21 protein-coding genes are annotated in these 26,524 nt (G+C 68.1%); 9 read left to right on the forward strand and 12 right to left on the reverse strand.

Translation table 11 applies throughout. The features are described 5' to 3' along the window. Window positions 1-2 precede the first annotated feature (2 nt). Together AC0LPE_RS23770 and AC0LPE_RS23775 are read right to left on the reverse strand one after the other, a co-directional pair. Window positions 3-4,064, reverse strand: a complete 4,062-nt coding sequence (locus AC0LPE_RS23770; RefSeq protein WP_490605364.1) for a bifunctional nitrate reductase/sulfite reductase flavoprotein subunit alpha — start codon at window positions 4,062-4,064, stop codon at window positions 3-5. 127 nt (window positions 4,065-4,191) lie between these two features. After that, on the reverse strand, window positions 4,192-5,661 hold the full coding sequence (locus tag AC0LPE_RS23775) for a CCA tRNA nucleotidyltransferase (RefSeq protein ID WP_160877568.1): 1,470 nt from the start codon (window positions 5,659-5,661) through the stop codon (window positions 4,192-4,194). A gap of 75 nt (window positions 5,662-5,736) precedes the next feature. Here AC0LPE_RS23775 and AC0LPE_RS23780 point away from each other — a divergent pair, with 75 nt between their 5' ends. The 5 genes from AC0LPE_RS23780 (at window position 5,737) to AC0LPE_RS23800 (ending at window position 14,153) form a co-directional block, all read left to right on the forward strand. After that, window positions 5,737-6,342, forward strand: a complete 606-nt coding sequence (locus AC0LPE_RS23780) for an NUDIX hydrolase (protein ID WP_026060915.1) — start codon at window positions 5,737-5,739, stop codon at window positions 6,340-6,342. Beyond that, a complete protein-coding gene (locus AC0LPE_RS23785) occupies window positions 6,339-8,849 on the forward strand; it encodes a DUF6049 family protein (protein ID WP_423659695.1) in 2,511 nt (836 codons plus the stop codon). Before AC0LPE_RS23780 ends, AC0LPE_RS23785 begins: the two co-directional genes overlap by 4 nt. After that, entirely contained in the window at window positions 8,846-12,664 is a 3,819-nt protein-coding gene (gene murJ / locus AC0LPE_RS23790) for a murein biosynthesis integral membrane protein MurJ (RefSeq protein ID WP_490605365.1), read from the forward strand. Before AC0LPE_RS23785 ends, murJ begins: the two co-directional genes overlap by 4 nt. Before the next feature lie 127 nt (window positions 12,665-12,791). Further along, window positions 12,792-13,340: an RNA polymerase sigma factor SigM gene (gene sigM, locus AC0LPE_RS23795; protein WP_026060916.1), complete on the forward strand. Its 549-nt coding sequence runs from the start codon at window positions 12,792-12,794 to the stop codon at window positions 13,338-13,340. A 54-nt stretch (window positions 13,341-13,394) separates the two neighbouring features. Next, entirely contained in the window at window positions 13,395-14,153 is a 759-nt protein-coding gene (locus AC0LPE_RS23800) for an RsmA family anti-sigma factor (RefSeq protein ID WP_490605366.1), read from the forward strand. 21 nt (window positions 14,154-14,174) lie between these two features. Here AC0LPE_RS23800 and AC0LPE_RS23805 read toward each other — a convergent pair whose 3' ends face one another. Beyond that, entirely contained in the window at window positions 14,175-14,726 is a 552-nt protein-coding gene (locus AC0LPE_RS23805; RefSeq protein ID WP_490605367.1) for a TetR family transcriptional regulator, read from the reverse strand. A gap of 105 nt (window positions 14,727-14,831) precedes the next feature. Between AC0LPE_RS23805 and AC0LPE_RS23810 the strand changes: the two genes are divergently transcribed. The 4 genes from AC0LPE_RS23810 (at window position 14,832) to AC0LPE_RS23825 (ending at window position 18,887) form a co-directional block, all read left to right on the forward strand. After that, entirely contained in the window at window positions 14,832-16,031 is a 1,200-nt protein-coding gene (locus AC0LPE_RS23810) for an NADH:flavin oxidoreductase (protein WP_423659692.1), read from the forward strand. 200 nt (window positions 16,032-16,231) lie between these two features. Then, window positions 16,232-17,197 carry a thioredoxin-disulfide reductase gene (gene trxB / locus AC0LPE_RS23815; protein WP_016691059.1) on the forward strand — a complete coding sequence of 322 codons (966 nt, stop codon included), beginning with the start codon at window positions 16,232-16,234 and terminating at the stop codon, window positions 17,195-17,197. Window positions 17,198-17,243: 46 nt separating this feature from the next. After that, window positions 17,244-17,573, forward strand: a complete 330-nt coding sequence (gene trxA / locus AC0LPE_RS23820) for a thioredoxin (RefSeq protein ID WP_006550900.1) — start codon at window positions 17,244-17,246, stop codon at window positions 17,571-17,573. Between the two features lie 135 nt (window positions 17,574-17,708). Beyond that, complete coding sequence (locus AC0LPE_RS23825) at window positions 17,709-18,887, forward strand: N-acetylmuramoyl-L-alanine amidase (RefSeq protein ID WP_490605368.1); 1,179 nt, start codon at window positions 17,709-17,711, stop codon at window positions 18,885-18,887. A 99-nt stretch (window positions 18,888-18,986) separates the two neighbouring features. Here AC0LPE_RS23825 and AC0LPE_RS23830 read toward each other — a convergent pair whose 3' ends face one another. The 9 genes from AC0LPE_RS23830 to rpmH form a co-directional block, all read right to left on the reverse strand. Continuing rightward, the gene (locus tag AC0LPE_RS23830; RefSeq protein WP_337201807.1) at window positions 18,987-19,676 is read right to left on the reverse strand and encodes a GNAT family N-acetyltransferase; all 690 of its coding nucleotides are present in this window, start codon (window positions 19,674-19,676) and stop codon (window positions 18,987-18,989) included. A 58-nt stretch (window positions 19,677-19,734) separates the two neighbouring features. Continuing rightward, window positions 19,735-20,967, reverse strand: a complete 1,233-nt coding sequence (locus AC0LPE_RS23835) for a ParB/RepB/Spo0J family partition protein (protein WP_490605369.1) — start codon at window positions 20,965-20,967, stop codon at window positions 19,735-19,737. Continuing rightward, a complete protein-coding gene (locus tag AC0LPE_RS23840) occupies window positions 20,964-21,935 on the reverse strand; it encodes a ParA family protein (RefSeq protein ID WP_016691064.1) in 972 nt (323 codons plus the stop codon). Before AC0LPE_RS23840 ends, AC0LPE_RS23835 begins: the two co-directional genes overlap by 4 nt. 624 nt (window positions 21,936-22,559) lie before the next feature. Beyond that, entirely contained in the window at window positions 22,560-23,240 is a 681-nt protein-coding gene (rsmG, locus tag AC0LPE_RS23845; protein ID WP_037189661.1) for a 16S rRNA (guanine(527)-N(7))-methyltransferase RsmG, read from the reverse strand. Between the two features lie 111 nt (window positions 23,241-23,351). Continuing rightward, a complete protein-coding gene (locus AC0LPE_RS23850; RefSeq protein ID WP_160877081.1) occupies window positions 23,352-23,900 on the reverse strand; it encodes a R3H domain-containing nucleic acid-binding protein in 549 nt (182 codons plus the stop codon). 23 nt (window positions 23,901-23,923) lie between these two features. After that, the gene (yidC, locus tag AC0LPE_RS23855; protein ID WP_490605370.1) at window positions 23,924-25,021 is read right to left on the reverse strand and encodes a membrane protein insertase YidC; all 1,098 of its coding nucleotides are present in this window, start codon (window positions 25,019-25,021) and stop codon (window positions 23,924-23,926) included. A 69-nt stretch (window positions 25,022-25,090) separates the two neighbouring features. Next, a complete protein-coding gene (yidD, locus tag AC0LPE_RS23860; protein ID WP_490605371.1) occupies window positions 25,091-25,381 on the reverse strand; it encodes a membrane protein insertion efficiency factor YidD in 291 nt (96 codons plus the stop codon). Then, on the reverse strand, window positions 25,378-25,773 hold the full coding sequence (rnpA, locus tag AC0LPE_RS23865; protein WP_026060920.1) for a ribonuclease P protein component: 396 nt from the start codon (window positions 25,771-25,773) through the stop codon (window positions 25,378-25,380). Before rnpA ends, yidD begins: the two co-directional genes overlap by 4 nt. Window positions 25,774-25,793: 20 nt before the next feature. Then, entirely contained in the window at window positions 25,794-25,937 is a 144-nt protein-coding gene (gene rpmH, locus AC0LPE_RS23870) for a 50S ribosomal protein L34 (RefSeq protein WP_006550910.1), read from the reverse strand. Between the last annotated feature and the right edge of the window lie 587 nt (window positions 25,938-26,524).

A 26,524-nucleotide genomic window follows, 5' to 3' on the forward strand; every position in this document is an offset into this window, starting at 1 on the left:
GATCAGTAGACGTCGCGGACGTACCGCTTGTCGGCGGCCATCTGCTCGACGTACGCCGCGGCGGCGTCGCGGTCGAGCCGTCCGTGCGCCTGCACCACCTCACGCAGGGCCGCGTCGACGTCCTTCGCCATACGTCCGGCGTCGCCGCACACGTAGAAGTGGGCACCGTTCTGCAGCCACTTCCACACCTGCGCGCCGTGCTCGCGCATCCGGTCCTGTACGTAGATCTTCTGCCGCTGGTCGCGGGAGAAGGCCAGTCCCAGCTCGGTGAGGAAACCGTCGGCGTGCATCGACTCGATCTCGTCGCGGTAGAGATAGTCGGTCTCGGATCGCTGGTCGCCGAAGAACAACCAGTTGCGGCCCGTGTGCCCGGCCTCGCGACGGTCGTGGAGGAAACCGCGGAACGGTGCGATGCCCGTACCGGGACCGACCATGATCATGTCGGTCTCCGGCGCCGGCGGCCGGAAGTGTTCGTTGCGCTGCACGAAGATCGGGATGTCCACGCCCTTGCTGTGATCGGCGAGGAACGACGAGCACACACCCGCCCGGGAGCGACCCTCGAATTCGTAGCGCACCACCGACACCGTCAGCTGCACCTCGCGCGGGTTCGTCTTCGGGCTCGACGAGATCGAGTACAAGCGCGGACGCAGACGGCCGAGGAGGTCCTTCCATTCGTCCCAGGGCGCCTTGAACGGGTACTCGGCGATGACGTCCATCGCCTGCCGCCCGTACAGCCACTGCTGCAGCTCGATCTTGTTGCCCGGTCGCAGCAGCTTCGCGAGTTCGGCACTGCCGCTCTGCTTCTGCACGAAACGGAGCAGTTCCGGTGTCACCCGGGTGATATCGAGGTGCCGGGTCGCGGCCTCGCGCAGCGGCACGGTGGGACGGTCGCCGAGTTCGACGGCGGTCTCCGGGTCGAGGGCGGTGACCTGGAGCCATTCGTCGACAGCCTCCGGGCCGTTCGTCGGCATCACGCCGAGGGCGTCGCCGGCCTCGTATTCGAATGCGGGATCGAATATCTCGAATCCGAACTGGCGCACGTCCTTCGCCGAACCCGCACCGCTCAGTGCGATGTTGCGGGTGATCCGGGTGACGAGCGGCGAGTTGCGGGTGTAGGCGGGGGACGCGGGAGCCGGCGCGACCGATGCGACCGGGGTCGTCGAGCCTCCCAGCAGCGGTACGAGCGCGTCGAGCCAGCTCTGTGCGCGCTCGTCCTCTCCGGGTTCGCAGTCGACGCGCTCGGCCAGGCGGGTCGCGCCGAGAGTGCTCAGACGGTCATCGACACGACGCCCGAAGCCGCAGAAATCGTCGTAACTCGAGTCACCGAAAGCCAGTACTGCGTAACGTGTTCCGTGCAGTTCGGGTGCGGTGTCCGCTGCGAGCGATCGCCAGAACGACCCGCCGTTGTCGGGCGGGTCACCGTCGCCGAAGGTGCTCGTGACGACCACGAGGTCGTCGATATCGACCAGTGCGGTGATGTCGAGTTCGTTCAGTCCCGTCAGCCGCACGGCCCGACCGGCGTCGCGGAGTCGTTGTGCGCAACTCGCCGCGAAGGATTCGGCATTGCCCGTCTGCGATGCCCAGGCCACCACGACGGCCGGCCCGTCCGGCACCGCCTCGGTGGGCGTCGGGTCGGGAACGGGAGCCGAGTGCGCGTACATCCCGGCGAGCAGTCCGTCGACCCAGGCCCGCTTGTCGGCCGGGAACGGCGCGGTCGGCGGAAGGGTCGGCGCGGCAGTGACATCCGCCGTCCTGAGTCCGGCGAGAAGACCTGCGAGATAACCGCGTTCGGTGTCGTCGAAGGTGGGTGCGGGGATCGTCTCGAGCCCCAGCGCCGACTCGAGACGGTCGAGCACCGAACCGCTCTCGAGTACCGGTTCGACCGCACCCGCGACCTTCTGTACCGACACGGCGCAGACCTTGAACTCGGGCTGCAGCGATACCGGGTCGACGGCGTCGTTCGTCACGGCGTTGATGGTGAGGTCGTCGCCGAAGAGGTCGTTCCAGTGGAAGGGTGCGAAGCAGTTCCCGGGCAGCACGCGGTCGGTGACGACGGCCGGCGGCACGGCCCGGCCACGCCGCGACGCGATCTCGACCCGGTCACCGTCGACGATCGACAGTCGCTGTGCATCAGCGGGGTTGATCTCGACGAACGGTCCGGGATTCAGTTTGGTGAGTTTCTCGACCTTCCCCGTCTTGGTGAGGGTGTGCCACTGGTGCTGGACGCGCCCGGTGTTCAGGACGAAGGGGTGCTCGTCGTCCGGCATCTCCGCGGCGGGCATGTGCGGACGCGGGAAGAAGCGGGCGCGTCCGTCGGGGGTCGCGAACGCCAGTCGCGGACGGGAACCGTCCTCGCGCACCACCGGCGTCCGGCTCGCCCCGTCGTTGAGATAGCGGACGGGATGACGCGTCTCGTCCGACTCCGGCGGGCACGGCCACTGCACCGGCCCTTCCCGCAGACGGTCGTAGGTCATGCCGCGCAGGTCGTATCCGGTCTGCGGATTGGCGAATCCGGTGATCTCCTCGAAGATCTCCTCGGCACTCGCATAGTCGAAGGCGTCGCCGAAACCCATCTCCTGCGCGACCCGCGCGATGATCTCCCAGTCGGGCAGCGACTCACCGACGGGTTCGACGGCCTGCTGCAGGAGATTGACGGTGCGGTCTGATCCGACGGTAACGTACTCCGATTCCGCCCACAATGCCGCGGGGAGGAGAACGTCTGCGTACGAGGCAGTTTCGGTCTCGCGATAGACGTCCTGCACGACCACCAGTTCGGCCTTCTCGAGCGCCTCGAGAACGGTGGAGCGATTCGCGATCGACGCCACGGGATTGGTGCAGATGATCCAGCACGCCTTGATCTCGCCGGTGGCCATCCGCTCGAACATGTCGACGGTTCCGGCGCCGCCCTCGGTGCGCAGCGTGCCGCGCGGCAGCGACCAGCGATCCTCGACGAACGCGCGGTCGTCGTCGGAGAGGACGCTGCGCTGACCGGGCAGGCCCGGTCCCATGTATCCCATCTCGCGGCCGCCCATGGCGTTGGGCTGGCCGGTGAGGGAGAACGGCCCGCTGCCGGTGCGGGAGATCGCCCCGGTCGCGAGGTGCAGATTGCAGATGGCGTTGGTGTTCCATGTGCCGTGGGTGCTCTGGTTGAGCCCCATCGTCCAGCAGCTCATCCACTCGCCGGCCTCGCCGATCCACTGCGCCGCGGTGCGGATGTCGGCCTCGGCCAGGCCGGTGACCTCGGCGACGACGTGCGGTGGGTAATCGGCGAGGAAGGACTCCATGGAGTCCCAGCCGTCGGTGTACTCCTCGACGAAGGCGCGGTCGACGTGCCCGTTCTCGACGATCAGGTGCAGCAGACCGTTGAGCAGCGCCAGGTCGGTGCCCGGCGTGATCTGCAGGAACAGGTCGGCCTTGTCGGCGGTCGCGCTGCGCCGCGGATCGACGACGATCAATCGCGCTCCCGCCTTGACCCGATCCATCATGCGCAGGAACAGGATGGGGTGGCAGTCGGCCATGTTGGAACCCGACACGAAGAACACGTCGGCGTGGTCGAAGTCCTCGTACGAGCCGGGCGGACCGTCGGATCCGAGCGACTGCTTGTAACCGGTCGCGGCGCCGGCCATGCACAGTCTCGAGTTCGACTCCATGTGCGAGGTGCGCAGATATCCCTTCGCGAGTTTCGTCGCGAGGTACTGGGCCTCGAGCGACATCTGTCCCGAGACGTAGAGGGCCACCGCGTCGGGGCCGTGGGCCGCGACGATGTCGCTCAGGCGCCGCGCGGTCGCGGCGATCGCCTCGTCGAGGGGGAGCGGAGCCACCTCGGCCGCCCGCTCGGAACGCATCCACGCCGTATCGAGCCGGCCCCCGGCCGCGAGCATCTCCGCGCTCGTCGCGCCCTTCGTGCACAACCGACCCCTGTTGGTCGGATGATCCTTGTCTCCGTATGCCCTCACCACGCGTCGGTCGCCCGTCTCCGGGTCGACGGCGACGTCGAGGAGCATCCCGCATCCCACACCGCAGTAGGAGCAGGTGGATTTCACCGTGGTGATCTCGTCCTGCATCCCGCAACTCCTAGACACCGTCTCGACTACGCCGGTGTCCATGCTGGAGAAGCGGTGTTGCGGTGGCGTCACCCGCGGTGAGCACGCGGTGACATCTGGCTCACGCCGCCGTCACGGCGATGTGAGATCAGGCGTTCGGGGGCTGGGCCTTCTGCTGTTCCGCCCACCATTCGAGCAGCGCGGCCTCGGCCTCGTCGCGCTCGAGCGGGCCACGGTCGAGCCGCAGTTCCTTGAGGAAGTTCCACGCCTTGCCGACCGTCGGACCTGCGGAGATGCCCAGCAGTTCCATGATCGCGTTGCCGTCGAGGTCGGGCCGGACCTTGGCGAGATCCTCCTCCGCGGCGATCCGCTCGATCCGTTCCTCGAGACCGTCGTAGGTCGCCTGCAGTGCGGCGGCACGACGTTTGTTGCGGGTCGTGCAGTCGGCGCGCACGAGCTTGTGGAGCCTGGGCAGCAGCGGCCCGGCGTCGTGCACGTAGCGGCGCACCGCCGAATCCGTCCACTGTCCCTTGCCGTAGCCGTGGAAGCGCAGGTGCAGGAAGACCAGGCGGCTGACGTCCTCGATCATCTGCTTCGAATACTTGAGCGCGCGCATGCGCTTGCGCACGAGCTTCGCCCCGACCACCTCGTGGTGGTGGAAGCTGACGCCGCCCTGCGGCTCGTTGCGCTTGGTGTCGGGCTTGCCGATGTCGTGCAGCAGCGCGGCCCACCGCAGGACGAGATCGGGATCGCCGTCCTCGAGGTCGATGGCCTGCTTCAGGACGGTCAGCGAGTGCCAGTACACGTCTTTGTGCTGGTGGTGCTCGTCGATCTCGAGTTTCATCGCGGGGATCTCGGGGATCACCCGCTGCGCGAGACCGGTCTCGACCATCGTGTCGATGCCCTCGATCGGGTAGTCGCCGAGAATGAGCTTGTCGAGCTCGGCCTGCACCCGTTCGGCGCTGATCCGCAGGATCTCGTCGGCCATCGCGACGATCGCGGTGTGCACGCGCTCGGTGAGGGCGAAGCCGAGCTGGGAGACGAACCGCGCCGCGCGCAGCATGCGCAGCGGATCGTCGTGGAAGGAGTCCTCGGGCTTCGCGGGGGTGTCGAGCACGCCGGCGAGCAGGGAGTCCATGCCGCCGAGCGGGTCGACGAACTCGCCCGCACCGTCCGGTCCGATCCGCACGGCCATCGCGTTGACGGTGAAGTCGCGGCGCACGAGATCGTCCTCGAGACTCGTGCCGTACTTCACGATGGGGTGACGCGTGACACGGTCGTAGGCGTCGCTGCGGAAGGTGGTGATCTCGAGTTGCTCGAGTCCCTTCACCGCACTGATCGTCCCGAAGTCGATACCGGTGTCCCACTGGTGGTCGACGAATCCGCGCAGCAGCTCCTGCACGGCCTCCGGTCGCGCGTCGGTGGTGAAGTCGAGGTCGGTGCCGAGGCGACCGAGCACCGCGTCGCGCACGCTGCCCCCGACGAGATACAGCTCGTGTCCGGCTTCGGCGAATCGCGCCCCCAGCGGGGCGAGGATGTCGGACAGGTCGCGCAGAGTGGCCTCGGCTCCGGCGAGCAGCCGGGTACGACGGTCGGTGTCTGCGGTGGGGGAGTTCACGTCTTTGCACCTTACCGAGCAGCGCGTTCGTGTGGTTGAGCCGGGACCGACGTCGGTCCATCTACTATCTATGAGGTGTCGCCCGCCGAACGTGCCAACCGTAACCGCCGCAGCTCGCGGCGGCGTGGTGCGGGCGCAAAGAAGACCGCACACGGTGCTTCGCCCGGATCGTCCGCTTCGCCCGGACCTCGTATGCGGACCGTCCGCGAGACCTCCGCGGGAGGTCTGGTGGTCGACGGACTCGGTGGTCCGCCCGAGAAACTCTGCGCAGCCCTGATCGGCCGCACCGACCGGCGGGGCCGCCTGCTGTGGTCGTTGCCGAAAGGGCACATCGAGCAGGGCGAGACCGCCGAGCAGACCGCGATGCGTGAGGTCCGCGAGGAGACCGGCGTGCGCAGCTCGGTGCTCGCCGAACTGGGCAGCATCGACTACTGGTTCGTCACCGAGGGTCGCCGGGTCCACAAGACCGTGCACCACTACCTGCTGCGTTATCTCGGCGGAGAGCTCTCCGACGCGGACGTCGAGGTCACCGAGGTGGCGTGGGTGCCGCTGCGCGAACTGCGGACCCGCCTGGCGTATGCCGACGAACGCAAGCTCGCCGACATCGCCGACCGGCTCATCGCCGAGATGGACCACACACGACTCCCCGACGTCGACGAACCGGGGGCCCCACGCGGATGACGGTGGTGGTGTCCCGGGCGGGCGCCGCGGTGCTCGCCGTGCTCGTACTCGTCCTCACAACGGCAGGCGTGACGCCTCTTCTGCCGACGACTCTTCTCCCGACGGCCACGGCGAACCCGGCCGCAGCCCAGACCGACCCCGACGAGCCGCGCTTCCTCGAGCTGAGCATCGACGAGGTGACGCCGCAGACGGTGACCCTCACGAGCGAGTCCGTCGTCACGGTCCGTGGCACGGTGGCGAACATCGGCGACCGGGACGTCGAGGACGTCTGGGTGCGGCTGCAGCGCGCACCGGTGGTCTCCGACTCCGCGGCGCTGCGCACCTCGCTGTCCCTCGACCAGGCCGGTTTCGACACGGTCGGTGAGTTCGAGGAGGTCGCCGACCGGCTGGGGCAGGGCGAGCGTGCCGACTTCGAACTCGAACTGCCGCTGCGCTCCGATCTCGTGCCGTCGCTCGACATCGACACTCCCGGCGTCTACCCGCTGCTGGTGAACGTCAACGGTGTCCCCGAGTACGGCGGCGCGGCCCGGCTCGACGACGCACGCTTCCTGTTGCCCGTCCTCGCGCTCCCGGCGAGCGACGAGGTCACCGAGGACGGCGAGGTCACCGAGAACACAGGGGACACCCGGACGGGCAACGGCGGGTCGCGCGGCACGACCCGCTCGTCCGACGACGGCCTGCTCGACAGCGACGACAAGGCGTTCCCTGCCGTACCGCCCGATGTGTCCCGTCCCGCCGCGGTCACGATGCTGTGGCCGCTGGCCGACCGGCCGAGGCTCGCCGCCGGCGTGGCCGGTTCCGGCACCGAGCCGGTACGCCTGGTCGACGACGACCTCGCGACCTCGCTCGCCGAGGGCGGCAGGCTGGACGGTCTGCTGCGCGCCGTCGAGGACACCGCCCGCACCGAGCCCCGCGTCCTCGAGGGACTGTGCCTGGCGATCGACCCGGATCTGCTCGTGACCGTCGCGAACATGACGCGCGACTATCTCGTCGTCGAGGACCCGGACGAACCGACCGGTGAGGCGCGGCCGGGGTCGGGCACGGATGCCGCGGTCGCCTGGCTCGAGCGGTTGCGTGCCCTCGCGGCGACGACCTGCACGATGGCCGTGCCGTTCGCGCAGGTCGACCTGACCGCGCTCGCCGACCTCGCCGACTCGTCCCTGACCGACTCCGCGCTCGAATCGCCGGCGGCGATCGTCGACTCCATCCTCGGCGTCACCTCCACTCCGGGCGTGATGTGGCCCGACTCCGGCGTGCTCACCGAGAAGACCGGATCGATGCTTGCCGCCGACGGCCCGGTGACCGCTCTGGTGTCCGACAACGCCGTCGAGGGTGGACGCGCCCTGCTCGCGGGCACGTCGTCGACGCCGTCCACCGCGCCGGGTGGCAACGGCTTCCGGATCTCCGGTGTCTCCGGCCTCACCGCCGCCCTGTTCGACTCGTCCGCGTCCGCGGCACTGGCGGGGATGGGCACCGATCCGCAGACGCCGTCCTTCGTCCCCTCCTCGGCGCGCTACGACCTCTCCCGCGACTCCTCGACGGCCCGCCTGCAGGACGCCCTCGGCGCGCTGGCCTGGCCGGCCATGGTGCCGACGGTCAGCGAGGTCACCGGGGCGGCACCGCCGGCCGCGGGCCGATCGGTGCTGTTCGCGCCGCCGCAGAACTGGTCGGCATCGCCCGACGACGCCGCGTCGGTGCTGTCGATGCTCTCCACGCTCGTCCGCTCGGGCCTGACCACGCCGCGACCGCTCACCGCGCTCGTCGACGCGGCCGCGAACACCGCGAACGATCCGACCGCCTCGCTGCTGGTCTATCCCGAACAGGCGATCACCGACGGTGCCTCCGCCGCGGTCGTGTCCGAGGCAGAGGAACAGATCGGCCGACTCGATGCGATCCAGACGGCGCTGGTCGAGGACCCGCAGGCCCAGCTCACCCCGCAGCAGTTCACCGCCCCGCTGCGTGAGGACCTGCTGCGCGCGATGAGCCTGGCCGGTCGTCGCGGTGCCGACGCCGACGGTGCCTACGCGACCGGCGAGCACCGCGCCGCCGAGGTGCGGGAGGCCGTCGACGACATCTACGACGCCGTGACGGTCATCTCGACCGGCGGTGTCTACACCCTGACGTCCGAACAGAGTCCGCTGCTGCTCACCGCGCGCAACGACCTGCCCGTGGGTATCACCGTGCGACTGCAGGTGGACGCGCCCGACACGGTGGACATCACCGATATCGGCCCCACCCAGCTCCCGCCGCGCGGCAGCCGGACCCTCACGGTGCCGGCGCAGATCAGCGACTCGCGGAACCTCCGGCTGGAGTTCGCACTCACCACCGAGTCCGGCCTGCCTCTCGGCAGCTCGACGACGGTGACGGTACGTTCCAATGCGTACGGCCAGATCCTCGCCGTCGTCACGGGATGTGCGGGAGCACTCCTGCTGTTCCTGGCGGGCAGACGACTTCTGCACCGGTTCCGGGGAGAGCCGGATCCAGCCGACGAAGGGTATGAGAAATGACCGGGAACTCCACACGGGACGACGTGGAGACACACCCGAACCCGGGACCGTCGGACTCTCCCACCACCTCGCCGGACATCACGGGCGTCGCGTCCGGTCGCAGGAAGCCGCAGAGCCTGCTCGCGGCGACCGGCTCCATCGCCGTCGCGACCCTGGTCAGCCGCATCACCGGCTTCCTCAAGCAGCTGCTGATCCTGACCCTGCTCGGTGCGAGCGTCGCGTCGTCGTTCACCGTCGCGCACCAGATCCCCAACATGATCTCCGAGCTGGTGCTCGGCGCCGTTCTGACCTCGATCGTCGTGCCGGTGCTGGTGCGGGCCGAGCGGGAGGACCCCGACGGCGGTGAGGCCTTCGTCCGGCGGTTGTTCACCGCGGCGATGGTGCTGCTCGGCACGGCGACCGTTCTCGCGGTGGCCGCGGCTCCGGTGCTGACCACCCACGTCTTCCTCGACGAGTCCGGCAAGGTCTCGACGTCGCTGACCACGGCGCTGTCGTACCTGCTCCTGCCCGCGATCATGTTCTACGGCCTGTCGGGCCTGTTCACGGGCATCCTCAACACCCGTCAGGTGTTCAAGCCGGGCGCCTGGGCCCCGGTCTGCAACAACCTCGTGGTGCTCACCGTCCTGGTGATCTACTACCTGATGCCGGGCGAGATCACCCTCGATCCGGTGCGGATGAGCGATCCGAAACTGCTCGTCCTCGGCATCGGTGTGCTGCTCGGCGTCGTCACACAGGCGATGTGCCTGGTCCCCGCGCTGCGCCGTGAGGGCATCAACCTCAGGCCGCTGTGGGGTCTCGACGACCGGCTCCGGCAGTTCGGTGGCATGGCCGCGGCGATCGTGCTGTACGTGCTGATCAGCCAGGCCGGCATGGTCTTCGCCACACGCGTGTCGTCGGGGGCCGACGAGGCCGGGCCGGCGATCTACAACAACGCATGGCTCCTGCTGCAGCTGCCCTACGGCGTGCTCGGTGTCACCGTGCTCACCGCGATCATGCCGCGCCTGAGCCGCAACGCCGCCGCGGACGACACCCCGGCCGTCGTCGACGACCTGTCCGTCGCGACCCGCCTGACCATGATCTCGCTCATCCCGATCGTCACCTTCCTGACGATCGCGGGGTCGCAGGTCGGCGCCGCGCTGTACGGCTACGGCAACTTCGGCGGCAGCAACGCCGAACGCCTCGGCCAGGCGGTGAGCTGGTCGGCGTTCACGCTCATCCCGTACGCCCTGGTGCTCATCCACCTGCGCGTGTTCTACGCCCGGGAACAGGCCTGGACCCCCACCTGGATCATCCTCGGCATCACCGCCGTCAAGATCGGCCTGTCCGCGCTGGCACCCGTCGTCGCGGCGGACGACGAGCAGGTGGTGCTGCTCCTCGGCGCGGCCACCGGCGTCGCATTCACCGTCGGAGCGTTCATCGGCGGCTATCTGCTGCACCGCACACTCGGCAACCTGCAGATGGCGAACGTCGGACGCACCGTCTGGCACGTCGTGCTCGCGTCCCTCGCCGGGGCGGTCGTCGTGCTGGTCACCGACCGTCTGCTACAGCTCGACGTGCTCGCCGACCGATTCGGGGGCATCGGCTCACTCGTGCGGGTCGGGCTCAACGGTGTGCTCATGGTGCTCGTCGCGCTGGTCGGGATGTACCTGCTCAAGGTGCCCGAGATCCTCGCGATCGAAGCGGCCGTGCGACGGAAGGTCGCGGCGCTGCGCGGCACCGCCCCCGTCGAGGAGGTCCCCGCCGAACCCGAGACCGGAGCCACCTCCGACGAGGCACCTGTTCCCGCCCCCGTCCCGCGTCCGCGCTACGCCGAATCGGATGCCGAGAAGACCGTCATCCTGCCGCGTATCGACTACGGCGAGTACGGCGTCGGACCTTATGACGCCATCACAGAGGTCATGCCCGCCATCAGGGACGTGCCCGGTCGCAACAATGCGCACGGACAACTCCCGTACCCTGATCAGCAGCAGGTACGGTCCGGGAGCCGTCGACCACGGTTCTTCGCGGCCCCCAGCGGCGACCCGCGTCTGCACACCGGAAGTGGACGAGTCGACAACGAAGGAGTGAGGGTGAGCGACGACCACGCTGCCGGCAAGTCCACCATCGATGCCGCCGCACGGCAGAAGTCCGCCGACAAGGACGGCAAGCGCCCGCCGCGCGATCCGAACCTCGACACGGGTGTCATCCCGGTCGGATCCCCGCAGCTGCCTCCGGTGCGTGTCGCGGGTCCGGCCTCCCAGCCGCGCCGTCCGATGCGCGGCCCCGATCTCATCGCCGGTGCCTCGGTCGCCGGTGGTCGTTACCGTCTGCTCGCCCCGCACGGTGGCGCGCGGGGCCTGCGTTTCTGGCAGGCACTCGACGTCAAGCTCGATCGTGAGGTCGCGCTGACCTTCGTCGACGCGGAACAGCGCGCGGCCGACGGCACCGGTCCCGACTCGCCGCAGGCCGTGCTCTCGCGCACCCTGCGCCTCGGTCGCATCAACTCGCCCGGTCTCGCCCGCGTCCTCGACGTGGTGCGCGGCAGCTCGGGCGGCATCGTCGTCTCGGAGTGGACCCCCGGCCGGTCGCTGAAGGAGATGTCCACCACCGAGCCGTCGCCGATCGGTGCGGCACGCGCGATCCGCGCGCTCGCGGCCGCCGCCGAGGCGTCGCACCGTGCGGGCAGTGCCCTGTCGATCGATCACCCCGACCGCATCCGCATCAGCGTGGCGGGCGACGCCGTGCTGGCCTTCCCCGCGACGTTCTCCGACTCCGACGCGATGTCCGACGTGCGCGGCCTCGGCGCGAGCCTGTACGGACTCATCACCGGACGGTGGCCGCTCGGCGAGCCGTCGGCTCCGGGCGGCGCTCCCGTCGCGCACCACAGCGGTGCCACCGTCGGAGGGATGCCGGAGCCCGACCGCAAGGACGGTGTGCCGGTGGAGCCGCGCGTCCTGCGCCCCGATGTGCCGTTCGAGATCTCGGCGGTCGCGGTGCGTGCCCTGTCCGAGGACGGCGGTATCCGGACCGCCGCGACCGTGCAGCACATCCTCGACCAGGCGTCGGTCGTCGACCAGAAGACCGAGATGATCCCGGCACTGCGGATCGGGCAGCGCGCTGCCGCCGCGGAGACGCACGCACTCGCGGATCCCGAAGCGCTGGAACAGAAGAAGAAGCATTCGCAGCGGATGCTCATCGCCCTGGCCGCGCTCGGTGCCACCACCGTGCTGCTGCTCGCGCTCATCGGATGGTGGATCGCGAACCTGCTCGCCGGCGATGCCAACGATGCCCCGCTGACGAGCCAGGAATTCGGCCTGACCCCCACCGCCGAGGCACCCGCCGAGGACGGGGCGGGCGACGAGCAGGCCGAGGCCGCGCCGCCGCGACCCGCGGCGAGCGCTCCGGTCTCCGCGACCTCCGTCTCGGTGTTCTCGCCCCAGGGCACACCCGATTCGCCCGCCACCGCCTCGCAGGCGATCGACGGTGATCCGTCCACCTCGTGGAGCACCGACGCCTACTTCGATCCGTTCCCGTCGCTGAAGAACGGTGTCGGACTTCTGTTCACGCTCGCCGACGCGTCGGAGCTGTCCGCGGTGAAGGTCACCACCGACACCCCGGGCACGGTCGTCGAGGTGCGCAGCGCACCGTCCGAGTCGACGTCGCTCGATCAGACGCAGGTGATCGGTTCGGGCACACTGGCTTCCGGTGAGACCACGATCCCGGTCGAGGCGGACGGCCAGACCTCGCACGTGCTGGTGTGGATCACCGATCTGAGCTCGAGCGGCGGAAGCAACAAGAGCTCCATCTCCGAAGTGGAATTCGAAGCCGCACGCTGACCGCGGACAGCCGGGCGGAATCGTCCGGATCGGCTACCATCCGCGCGTGCGAATTTTCGGGGGGATCGCAAAAATCGCCGTGCCCGACGGGGGTGTCGAGGACGGCGGGAGCGGGTCGGACGGGGTGGTGTCGGATGCCGAGCTGCTCGCAGCACACGTCGCAGGCGATCGGCATGCCTTCTCCGCCTTGCTGGCACGACACCACGACCATCTGTGGCAGGTCGCGCGACGGACGAGTTACTCGAACGAGGACGCGGCCGACGCGCTGCAGGAGGCACTGCTCTCGGCGCACCGGAGGGCTTCGGGTTTCCGGGAGGACGCCGCGGTCCGCAGCTGGTTGCATTCGATCGTCGTCAACGCGTGCCTCGATCGCATCCGCCGCAATCGTGTCCGCGTGACCGTCCCGCTGTTCGAGGACGATTCGCACGACCTGCGTACCCCGCGCGATCCCATCCACGACACCGAGATAGCCCTCGACGTCGAATCCGCCCTGTTCGCACTGCCACCCGACCAGCGGGCCGCCGTCGTCGCGGTGGATGTGGAAGGTTTCTCCGTCCGGGAGGCGGCGCGACGGCTCGGTGTTCCGGAGGGAACGGTGAAGAGCCGTTGTGCCCGCGCGCGGAGCCGGCTCGCAGTTCTTCTCGACGACCTTCGCTCCGAGGGGAACCGATCGTGACCCTCCTCCGTCTTACTCTGGTGAGGGATGCCGAGCCGCGGAGGAGAGTCGCGCATGAACGAGGACGAGGTGCGTCCGTCGAACTCCGCCGAGGTGCGTCCGTCGAACTCCGCCGAGGTGCGCCCGTCGGAGTCCGACGGGGTGCGTCCGCCGTACTCTGCGGAGTTGCTCGCCGATCTGCATGCCGGGGTGCTCGACGACGAACTCGCCGCCCGATTGTGGCCGCGTGTGCGCCGCGATCCCGAGGCCCTCGCATATCTGGAACGTCTCGATGCGACGCAGGCACGGTTGTCGGCCCTGCGCGACGCTCCACCGACGGAAACGATTCCACCCGAGATCGCCGCGCGTATCGGTGCCGCGCTCGCAGAGGACCGGTCCGAGGTCCGGTCCGTTCCGTCCCGGATCGCACGGCGTCGCCGGTGGGCGGTGGCCGGTACCGCGGTCGCGGCCGCCGTGGCGGTGATGCTCGTGGTGGTCGTGCGCGGAACGGCTTTCGGTAGCGACGACCCGACCGGTGTTCCCGTCGCGGCAGCGGAGGACGAGGGCCTGTTCGAACCCTCCACCCTGCGGGCGATGATCGGCGACACCGATCCCGGCCTCCTCGGTGGAGCCGATCGTCTCCGGGAATGCTTGGACGCGAACGGTTTTGCGGGCCGGTCACCGATCGGTTCCCGTGCGGTGCGGTTCGCCGGCGACGACGCCGTCCTCGTCCTGATGAGCGGGCCGGACGCACCGGCGCTCACCGCACTGGTGGTCGGAACCGGCTGCGACGCAGACGATCCCGCGACGCTCGCCCGGAAGACGATCGGCTGACCCGCCGCCCGGGTCCGAGCGCTACGCGACGGTCGACAACAGTTCCAGGATCCGCGCGCGCAGCGCGGGCGTGTCGTCCTCCACGGCGATGAGTCCGGCGAACAGTGCCGACCCCGCTGCCATCACGAGCACCGCCTTGGCGTCGATCTCGACGTCCGAACCGTCACCATCGGCGAACAGGGCGGTGCTGGGGCCGCTGAACGTGCGCCAGAGCGTGTTGCGGAGGTCCTCGTGGTCCCGCAGTGCAGCGAGGAGCCCGGGGAGCGCAGCGCGCACCTCGGGCCGGGAGAACAACTCGATACTCCCGGTGACCACCCATTCGATCCAGCCCTTGCGGTCGATGCCGTCGTAGGGCGTCAGATCGGGTGCGGAGCCGAGCAAGGCGTCGAGCACGAGGTGGGCCTTGGTCGGCCACCGGCGCGTGAGTGCGGCACGGCCGACACCGGCGCGGGCGGCGACAGCCCGCAGACTCAGCCCGTCCCAGCCGTGGGAACGGAGCATCTCGCGGGTGGCGGTGAGGACGTCGTTGTCTATTCGGGGGTCGCGGGGACGCCCCGGAGCGGTGCTGGGCATGGGATCCGTGATGTCGGGACCGAGTGGGAATCGATCTGGCGCGGAGTGTGACGAGCGTTATAGTCGAAACGCAATTACGGTACCACTGGCATCGAAAGTAGGGGCATGTCTTCGCCGCGACCCACCGTGTTCGAACCGGCCCGACTCGGGCCGCTCACCCTCCGCAACCGCATCGTCAAGGCGGCGACCTTCGAAGGCGTCATGCCCCGGGGCGCCGTCAGCGACGAACTCGTCGAGTTCCACGCCGAGGTCGCCCGCGGCGGCACCGCCCTCACGACCGTCGCGTACTGCTCGGTCTCCCACGACGGTCGCGTCCACCGCGACACCCTCGTGCTCGACGCCGACTCCGTCCCCGGACTGACCCGGCTCACCGACGCCGTGCACACCGCCGGCGGCCTGGCGTCCGCGCAGATCGGCCACGCCGGACTCGTCGCCAACCAGATCTCCAACAAGATGAAGACGCTCGCGCCGTCCACGCGCATCAGCGCCCCCGCCATGGGGCTCGTCCGCGGCGCGACACTCGAGCAACTCGACCGGGTGGTCGAGGACTACGCACGCGCCGCACGCCTCGCCGTCGAGGCCGGATTCGACGCCGTCGAGGTCCACCTCGGCCACAACTATCTGCTCAGCTCCTTCATGAGCCCGAATCTCAACAAGCGCTCCGACAAGTACGGCGGCAGCATCGCCAACCGCACCGCCTTCCCGCGTCGCGTGCTCGAGGCCGTCCGCACGGCAGTGGGGGAGGGGGTCGCCGTCATCGCGAAGTTCAACATGACCGACGGCGTGCCCCAGGGCCTGTGGCTCGACGAGTCGCTGCCCATGGCCAAGCTCATCGAATCCGACGGCACCATCGACGCCATGCAGCTCACCGGTGGCAGCTCGCTGCTGAACGGGATGTACTTCTTCCGCGGCGACGTCCCGATGAAGGAGTTCCAGGAGTCGCAGCCGAAGGTCGTCGGCTGGGGACTGAAGGTGTACGGACCGAAGATCTTCCCGAAGCTCCCGTTCGAGGAGGCCTTCTTCCTGCCCATGGCCCGGCAGTTCCGGGAGGAACTGAAGATCCCGCTGATCCTGCTCGGCGGCATCAACCGGCTCGACACCATCGAGACGGCCCTCGACGAAGGCTTCGAGTTCGTCGCCATGGGACGCGCGCTGCTGCGTGATCCGTATCTCGTCCGCAAGTTCGAAGAGAAGACCGCACACGAAGGTCTGTGCATCCACTGCAACAAGTGCATGCCGACCATCTACACGGGCACGCGTTGTGTGATCCGCGAGACGCTGCGGGACGTGCCCGACGCGGTCTGAGACCGTCCCGGTTCGCATCGGGGGCGGGCCGGTCGGGCGACCGACCGGTCCGTACAGGCCGTCTGTGGCGGGACGCACGACGGAAGGGGAACAACACCGTTTACCCTGGTGTTGACAGTATCTGTAGGCTGCCGTCCGGTTTCGGCCGGACCGCCCGCAGTCCTTGCGCCCCCGATCACCCAACCGGAAGGCTCCGCCGCATGACGACCTCGCCCACGATTCACGACCTCATCATCGTCGGTTCGGGACCGGCCGGATACACCGCCGCCGTCTACGCGGCCCGCGCCGAACTCTCCCCGCTCGTCTTCGAGGGAACGCAGTTCGGTGGCGAACTCATGACCACCACCGAGGTCGAGAACTTCCCGGGCTTCAAGGACGGGATCATGGGTCCGGAACTCATGGATCAGATGCGCGAGCAGGCACTGCGTTTCGGTGCCGATCTGCGCACCGAGGACGTCGACGAGATGGACCTCACCGGTGCGGTCAAGACGGTCGTCGCCAACGGCGAGACCTACCGCAGCCACGCCGTCATCCTCGCGATGGGCGCCGAGCCGCGTTACCTCGGTGTGCCCGGTGAGTCGCAGCTGCTCGGCCGCGGCGTCTCCGCCTGCGCGACCTGCGACGGCTTCTTCTTCCGCGACCAGGACATCGCCGTCGTCGGCGGCGGTGACTCCGCGATGGAGGAGGCGACCTTCCTGACGCGCTTCGCGCGCAGCGTCACCCTCATCCACCGCCGCGAGGAGTTCCGCGCCTCGAAGATCATGCTCGAGCGTGCCCGCGCCAACGAGAAGATCCGCTTCGTCACCAACGCGAAGGTCGCCGAGGTGCAGGGCGAGAACAGCGTCACCAACCTCGTCCTCGAGGACACCGTCACCGGCGAGCGCAGCGACCTGCCGGTCACCGGCCTGTTCGTCGCCGTCGGCCACGACCCGCGCAGCTCCCTCGTCAAGGGTCAGGTCGAGCTCGACGACGAGGGCTACGTGAAGGTCTCGGCGCCGTCCACCGCGACCTCCGTTCCGGGTGTCTTCGCCGCGGGCGACCTCGTCGACCACACCTACCGTCAGGCGATCACCGCCGCCGGCACCGGATGCTCGGCGTCCATCGACGCGGAGCGGTGGCTCGTCGCGAACCGCGAGGTCGAGGCGCCCACGCTCGCCGAGGCCTGATCCCACCACCCGTTCCACATTCCATCCCGAGATTCAGGAGACATCCGTGGCCGACAAGAACACCGTCACCATCACCGACTCGTCGTTCGTCGAGGACGTACTGCAGTCCGAGAAGCCCGTCCTCGTCGACTTCTGGGCCACCTGGTGCGGTCCGTGCAAGATGGTCGCTCCGGTTCTCGAGGAGATCGCGGCCGAGCACGGCGACAAGCTGACCGTCGCCAAGCTCGACATCGACGCCAATCCGTCGGCCGCACGCGACTACCAGGTCATGTCGATTCCCACGATGATCCTCTTCTCCGGCGGCAAGCCGACGAAGACGATCGTGGGGGCCAAGGGCAAGGCGGCGTTGCTTCGGGACCTCGCGGACGTCCTGTAGTACCGTCCCAGGATCAACCTCTCGGATGTGCCCGTGAGCCCGTCTTCACGGGCACATCCTTCATCCAACCCCCGTTCGATGCTGCCCAGCCCTCACGCCGGGCACCGATCCGGTCAGCACGGAAAGGCCCGATACATGCGCCCTCTTCGTCACGGCGACCACGGTCCGGCGGTCGCCGAGATCCGGAGCACCTTGGCCGGCCTGGGCTTCCTGCACAACGAGCCCGAGGAGTCGGGCGACTGGATGGGATCGGACGTCCCCTTCGATCGTGAACTCGACGGAGCCGTGCGCGCGTTCCAGCAGCAGCGCGGTCTGCTCGTCGACGGCATCGTGGGACCCGCGACCTACCGTTCCCTGAAGGAAGCGTCGTACAAGCTCGGTGCGCGCACCCTGATGTATCAGCTCTCCGCTCCGCTCTACGGCGACGATGTCGCGGCCCTGCAGACCCGTCTGCAGGATCTCGGCTTCTACGTCGACCGCGTGGACGGCTACTTCGGCCCCAAGACCCACGAGGGTCTGTGCTCCTTCCAGTGCGAGATCGGACTCGCCTCCGACGGCATCTGTGGTGCCGAGACGCTGCGCTCGCTCGAACTGCTCGGCACGCGCGTGTCGGGCGGGTCACCCCACGCGATCTCCGAGGAGGAGATCGTGCGCCGCTCCGGTCCGCAGCTCAGCGGCAAGCGCATCGTCATCGACCCGGGTCTCGGCGGCAACACCCACGGCATCATCGTGCCGAGCCCCCACGGCCCGATCTCCGAGGCCGACATCCTGTGGGATCTCGCGCGCCGGCTCGAGGGCCGGATGGCGGCGACGGGCATGGAGACCTTCCTGTCGCGGCCGTACCACGTGAATCCGACCGACGTCGAACGCGCGGGCACCTCCAACGCGTTCGGTGCCGACCTCATGATCTCGCTGCGGTGCGACGCGAGTCGCAGCCCCGCCGCGAACGGCATCGCGAGCTTCCACTACGGCAACTCGCACGGGTCCGAGTCGATGATCGGCCAGGTGCTCTCCTGTTACATCCAGCGCGAGATCGTCGCCCGCACGAGCCTGCAGGACTGCCGCAGCCACGGCCGCACCTGGGATCTGCTGCGCCTGACGAACATGCCGACGGTGCAGATCGATCTCGGTTACCTCACCAACGAGCACGACGCCGCGCTGCTCGCCGATCCGCGCAGCCGCGACATCATCGCCGAGGCGATCCTCATCGCGGTGAAGCGGCTGTACCTGCTCGGCCAGGACGACCAGCCGACCGGCACGTACACCTTCGCCGAGTTGCTCGCCGAGGAGCTGTCCATCTCCGACAGCCGCTAGCCGACCCCGTACGCACGAAGAGGACCGCCCCCCGCAGAGTCTGCGGGGGGCGGTCCTTTTTTGTCAGTGTTTCCGAGGACGTCAGTGTTTCCGAGGACCTCAGTGGGCGCCGACCGCCGAACCTGCGGTCAGATCCGCGACGGTGAGGGAGGACTCCTCGAGGAGCCGATCGAGGGCGGCCTCGACGGCGAGCTTCCATTCGTGGTCGCGGTCGAGCTCGAGACGTAGCCGCGGGTAGCGGTAGTGCGGTGCGACGACCTCGAAGCCCATGTCCTCGAGGAAGTCGGCGTCGATCATGCACTCCGTGTCGGAGCACCCGAGTGCGGCCGTCGCGTGCGGCACATCGCTCACCTCCGCGTCGGCGTTGCGCCGGATCCCGAAGGCCTCGATGGCACGGACGTTGCGGCGGACGAGATCGGCGACGACCCCACGAATGAGGTCGGCACCGACATCCAGCTCGTCCGCGTGCGGTTCGGTCCGCATGGACGTCAGCAGGATCGCGTCGGCGCTGACGGGTGCGGTGGGGAAGGCCTGCGCGCGGGGCACCATGCCCGGGGGAGCGTAGAGCGCGCACCCGGCGGCCTTGTCGCCGATCGTCGCGATCTGGCCGCACGACCCCCATTCGAGAAGGACCATGGACAGCCATGCTTCCTTCTCGAATTCGGGGTCGGCGAATTGCTGAACGTCGGGCGCCGCGGTGGGATCCAACTCCCAGAACACGCACCGTCGCGCATGAGCAGGCAGCTGCTCGATCCCACTCAGCGTGAGCGGTGATACTCGGGTCGACACGGGATAGCTCGCCTCCACGTCTTTCGTCTACAGACTGTTGTCCTGCTCCGACGAGGAGTCAAGAAAGGTCGGTCTGCGACTCCATCATCTTCACGATGCGTTCGAGGTCGTCGACCGAACCGAACTCCACCACGATCTTGCCCTTGCGCTTGCCGAGGCTCACGGTCACGCGCGTGTCGAAGGAGTTCGACAGGCGCTCCGCGACGTCCTGCAGCCCGGGCATCTGGATGGGCTTCCGACGCTTCTGCTGTGGAGTGTCGGGGGTGTCGTTGCGGTTGGCGAGCACGACGGCTTCTTCCGTCGCGCGCACGGACAGACCCTCGGCGACGATGCGTGCGGCAAGTGCCTCCTGAGCGTCGGCGCCGGCTTCGAGCGCCAACAGGGCACGCGCGTGCCCGGCCGACAGCACTCCGGCCGCCACGCGTCGTTGCACCGCGACCGGCAACTTGAGCAGCCGGATCATGTTGGTGATGACCGGACGCGACCGTCCGAGTCGGCTCGCGAGTTCCTCGTGGGTGACCTCGAACTCCTCGAGCAACTGCTGATAGGCCGCCGCCTCTTCGAGGGGGTTGAGCTGCACCCGGTGGATGTTCTCGAGCAGCGCGTCGCGCAGCAGCGACTCGTCCTCGGTGTCGCGGACGATCGCGGGGATCGTGTCGAGCCCGGCCTCCTGGACGGCACGCCAGCGACGCTCACCCATCACGAGCTGGAAGCGGTCGCCTTCGAGACGGCGGACCACGACCGGCTGCATGAGCCCGAACTCGCGGACGGAGTGGACGAGCTCGGCGAGCGCTTCCTCGTCGAAGACCTGACGCGGCTGCTTCGGGTTGGGCTCGATCCGCCCGATCGGGATCTCGAGGTACACCGCTCCGGTGGGGGAGGGGAGGGGTTCGCTCTCGGACGTCGCTCCGGACGCTCGTGCCGCGTCGGCCTCGACCGGCTCCGCCGGGGACGCGGGCCCCGGCGTCCTGCCGTCGCCGATGATGAGATCGGCGGCTGCTGTGCCCAGACCGGACGACGGGAGGTTCAGGACCGAGGAGCCCGGGCGACGCGACGCGGCCGACTTGGACTGCCCGCCCGAAGCCGGCTTCGAGGGTGCACCCGCCGCCGGTGCGGACTTGGCCGGCGCAGGGGAAGCCGGAGCCGCGGTCTCGGCGGGTGCGGTGGCCGTGGGTGCGGTGGCCATGGAGCCGGAGGCCGTCGTGGGCTTCTGCTCTGCGTCTACCGGAGGACCGGTAGGGATGAGTGCTGCCAGACCTCGACCGAGCCCGCCTTTACGTGTCGCGCTCATCCGTTCCCCTGATTCTCGTGTACCCCGCGTGCCGCCAACTCGCGCCCGGCGTCGAGGTAGCTCATCGCGCCGCGCGATCCAGGATCGTAGTCGAGAACCGTCATCCCGTAACCGGGAGCTTCGGAAACCTTCACGCTGCGGGGGATGACCGAACGCAGCACCGCGCTGCCGAAGTGCGCACGCACCTCAGCGGCGACCTGATCGGCCAGCTTGGTGCGACCGTCGTACATCGTCAGGAGGACGGTGGAGACATGCAGTTCAGGGTTGAGGTGCGACTGGACGAGCTCGATGTTGCGCAGGAGCTGCCCGACACCCTCGAGTGCGTAGTACTCGCACTGGATGGGAATGAGGACTTCCTTCGCCGCGACGAGCGCGTTGACGGTGAGCAGGCCGAGCGACGGCGGGCAGTCGATGATCACGTAGTCGAACTCGCGGTCGCCGAGCGCCTCCTTGGTGAGGGCGTTCCGGAGACGGTTCTCGCGCGCGACCATCGAGACAAGTTCGATCTCGGCACCCGCAAGATCGATCGTGGCGGGGATGCAGAAGAGACGTTCGTTGTGCGGGCTCTGCTGCACGGCCTCGGCGGCATTGATCTCGCCGAGAAGGATCTCGTAGCTCGAGGGCACACCGGAGTAGTGCGGCACACCCAGCGCGGTGCTCGCGTTGCCCTGCGGATCGAGGTCGACCACAAGGACCGACAATCCCTGCACGGCGAGTGCGGAGGCGATGTTCACCGCCGTGGTGGTCTTACCGACCCCGCCCTTCTGATTGGCGATCGTGAAGACGCGACGCTCGCGCGGCTTGGGCAGTGCGTTGGCGTCGCTCGGATGCAGAACCTGGGTGGCGCGATGAGCAGCCGCGCCGATCGGGGTGTCGACGGTGGAGAAACCGTCGAAGGGTACGGGGGAGAAGTCGTCCTCGACGCCTCCGGTTTCACGTGAAACAGCGGATTCAGATCCACCCGTCATAGAACACTCCTTACACGTAGATCCGCTCGGTTCGCACGCTACATCCTCGTCGCTTCCCGGTCGCGACTTCGAAGGCCGGGTCGAGGCGCCGAAGAGAATGCGAGTCCCGGGCCCGGAGCTGTCCCCGGCCTCCCGACCACGCGCACGCATTCTCGGTTGGTTCAGTATCCCATCCGCATTCTAGGTTCCGTCGGCGACATGGCCGGGTGACGTTTCACGTGAAACGACACGCGGAGTTGTTTCACGTGAAACAGGCCCACGAGGGGTCGCGACGGTTTCACGTGAAACACTGCCGACCCGCATAGGGCGCATTCGAGAACAGCGAACCTTCAGGTAGAAATTCTTTGCCCCGCAACCTAATTCACATTCTGTAATTTCAATTGCATTGCACAGGACGATAATTCACGATAGCCAAATATCGTGACGTCTGAAACATCACAGTGACGAAACTTGCTGGGGTGATTGGGTCTGGTGTGACAACGCCCGAAACAACCGTTTCGCACCGGAAAAGTACTCGAGTAGATTCCTCGAGTCGAAAAAAGATGTCTCGGAAACGACAACACCCTCCCGACCCGGCGGGGGAGGGGAGGGCGTTGGGGGCGATCGTCGCGCCGGCCGATTCGGTCAGCGCTTCTTGCGACGCCGCGCCGGCCGCGGAATCCGCTCGGCCTTCACGACGATCGTCGGCGTCGGAAGGAGATCGCCTCCGCACTCGAGCACCTCGAGATTGCCGGCACCGAGACGAGCAAGCTCGTCGTGATCGCGGTCGATCTCTTCTCGAGCAGACGAACCCTTCAATGCCAGCATCCGGCCGCCCTCGTGGACGAGGGGGAGCGACCACTTGGCGAGCTTGGCGAGAGGTGCGACGGCACGGGAGGTCACGACGTCTGCGCCGCCGGCCTCCTGGAGGACGCTCGGCTGCTCGGCGCGGCCGCGGACCACGAGGATGTTCTCGATCCCGTTGGATTCGACGAACTCCGCCAGATAGACGGTGCGGCGCAGCAGCGGTTCGACGAGAGTGACCTGGAGGTCGGGACGGGCGAGGGCGAGAGGAATGCCCGGCAGACCGGCGCCACTGCCCACGTCGACGACCGTCTCACCGTCCTGAATGAGTTCGCCCACCACAGCGCAGTTGAGAATGTGCCGTTCCCACAGGCGCGGCACCTCGCGCGGTCCGATGAGTCCGCGCTCCACACCTGCCGTCGACAACGAATGGTGGTACCGCTCGGCAAGTTCGATCCGATCCCCGAACACCCTCTGCGCGACCGCCGACAGTTCCGCCTCGTGCTGTTCCACGTGAAACATCCTTTCCTGTCGGCTCACCCGAAACAACATCGGGGCCCACAGCATCAGTTCCGAAAAGGCGAAGAGGGACCCTGACGACGCAGAGTCCCTCTTCGGTCGGCGTGGGCCGACTCAATCCTTGACGATCACCACACGGCGGTGCGGCTCCGCACCCTCGCTCTCGCTGGACACACCGTCGATCTTCGCGACGGCGTCGTGCACGATCTTGCGCTCGAACGGCGTCATCGGCTCGAGTTCCTCACGCTTACCGGTCTCGAGCACGCGCTTCGCGGCCGACGTGCCGAGCGAGGAGAGCTCGGCGCGCTTGCCCGCACGCCATCCCGCGATGTCGAGCATGAGCTTGCTGCGCTCGCCGGTCGCCTGCTGCACGGCGAGACGGGTGAGCTCCTGCAGAGCGTCGAGAACCTCACCGTTGCGACCCACGAGCTTGGTCAGATCCTTGCCACCGTCGATGCTCACGACCGCGCGGTCGCCCTCGACGTCGAGGTCGATGTCGCCGTCGAAATCGAGAACGTCGAGCAACTGCTCCAGGTAGTCGCCGGCGATCTCGCCTTCTTCGATGAGGTAGTCGTCGTCATCGAGATCGGCGTCCGCAGCAGCGTCGCTCTCCTCGGGTGCCACCGCGAGGTCCTCTTCCACCTTGTCCAGGTCACTGGCCATGTTTCAGCTCTCTTCTACTTCGGTCAGCGCCGCTTGCGCTTGGAGTTCTTGGGACGGCTGCCCGGCTTGGGAGCGGACGCACCGGACTTCGATGCCGCGGGGGAGCCGTCACCGGCCGCGGAGTCCTTCTGCAGCGACACCTCACCGGTCTCGTCGACCGTGGCGTCGACGGCGTCGGACGCTGCCGCTGCGGCCGAGCCCTTCTTCTTGGCCTTGTCGGGGCGAGCACCCGGCTTCGGTGCGTTCTCGTTCCGGCGGGCCAGAGCCGCAGCCTTCTTCTCCTCTTCCTCCTTGTCGATACGGCGGAAGACGAGGTGCTGCTGTCCGTAGGTCCAGATGTTGTTGCTGACCCAGTAGATGATGACGGCGATCGGCAGGAACGGACCACCGACGAGCACACCGAGCGGGAAGACGTACAGGGCCAGCTTGTTCATGATCGCGGCCTGCGGGTTCGCGGCGGCCTGAGCACTCTGGCGGGCGACCGAGGCACGAGCGTTGAAGTGCGTGGCGATGCCCGCGACGATCATGAGCGGCACCGCGACGGCAGCGATCTCCCAGCGCGAGGGGAGTTCACCACCGTCGACCGTGAAGGCCTGGAGCGATGCCATGGGCTGCGTGATCCACGAGGAGATCGGAGCGCCGAACAGGCGGGCACTCAGGAACGACTGGACGTCCTCGGGGCTGAACGCGTAGTTGCCGAGCTGGGCGTTCTCCTCCGGAGTCAGCCCGAGCTGGCCGAAGCCGGTACCCGTGCGGTTGAACGAGCGCAGCACGTGGAACAGGCCGATGAAGACCGGGACCTGCAGCAGAACGGGCAGACAGCCCATCAACGGATTGAAACCGTGCTCCTTCTGGAGCTTCTGCATCTCGAGTGCCTGGCGCTGCCGGTCCTTGGCGTACTTCTTCTGAAGTGCCTTGATCTGCGGCTGCAGCTCCTGCATCTGGCGGGTTGTGCGGACCTGCTTGACGAAGGGCTTGTAGAGAATCGCGCGCAGGGTGAACACGAGGAACACCACCGACAGCGCCCAGGTCCAGCCGCTGTCGGGTGCCAGCACGAACGAGAACGCTTTGTGCCAGACCCACAGGATCCAGGACACGGGATAGTAGATGAAGTCGAGCACGGCTCTATGTACTCCTCTGGTCGTCCATGATCGCCACGAAGAGGCGTCGGTCTCGGGTCTCGGCTCCGGTCAGGTACCCACTGGGGACGACCGATGTTTCCGTTCGGGTACCGGATCCCACCCACCAGGGTGCCAGGGGCCACACTTGAGCAGTCTCACCGATGCCAGGACCGCACCGACGACGACACCCCGCGTGCGCAGCGCCTCCACGGCGTACTCGCTACAAGTCGGGGTGAATCGGCAGGTCGGCATCCGTGTGGGCGACACATAGGTGCGATAGAGCTCGATACAGAAGATCAGTGCCCGGGCCGGGGCGGACCTCAGGGACCGCCACCACGACCTCTGCTCGGGCTCGTTCATGCGCGAGCACTCCCACGCGAGGCGGGAGCAGCGGCGTCGAACAGTCCGAGGCGGGCGAGGCCCGACCGCACCTGCTTGTCGAGCTCGCGGGAATCCGCGGTGGCAGCACCGGGTAGTGCGCGCAGCACGATGTCGGTCTCGGAGGGCAGAGCCTCGACGAGACCTGCACAGATATGACGAAGCCGGCGTGCGACTCGATGTCGAATCACCGCCGGCCCGACAGCCTTGCTCACGATCAGTCCGAAACGCGGACCGCCGACACTCACCAAGGACTCGGTGCGATCGCGTTCGAGAACGTGAACGACCAGATCCCGCCGCCCCTGACGACGCCCTCGGCGGACGGTGTCCGAGAAATCCGAGTGGCGCCGCAGTCGATACGGCTCAGGTAGCACCCCGAGCTCCCGTTAGGGAATCAGGCGGTGAGAGAAGCGCGGCCCTTACGGCGACGCGCCGAAACGATCGCGCGACCCGCACGGGTGCGCATCCGGAGACGGAAGCCGTGAACGCGCGCGCGGCGTCGGTTGTTCGGCTGGAACGTCCGCTTGCCCTTGGCCACGGTCGACACTCCTCGATAATTCTGCGACGGCGCGGCAAGCACCGTCGTCCAACGTGTACGTGAATTCGCAGGATCCGTATTGCTCGACTCGAGCAGGACGAACCCGTCACCTCGGTATGAGTGACTGTTCGAGGCTACTCGGACGCGGGCGCGAAATCAAACCGCGACGAACAGTGGCGATCAACGCGACACGCCGGACGCGTTCGGCGAAAACTACTCGCCCAGAAGGTATGTGATCCAGAGCACAGCTCGGGTACGCTGTGGGTCATGTCTTCGACGGCGCATCGCGACTACCTGTGCAGTCCCGCGTCACGCTCCGTTCGACGACGATGTGCCGGCCGGTGACGGCCCGCTGCCCCACGCCCCTTCGGGCGCCGTCGCGCAGCTCCTCCGGGCGCGTTCACCGAACACGGAGTCGGATCGCGTCGCATCGTGTGTCACACTGATCCCCGCAGACCGCCCGGGCCCACGAGCCCCGCCGAGCGAATACACACCTCCCATCCACACATCCACCGGGTGATTCCCCCGGTTGTCCACACCTGTGGATAATCGTGTGGAAAACCGGTGATCAAAGGGAGGGAAGCTGC

Source organism: Rhodococcus sp. S3 (assembly GCF_058211795.1).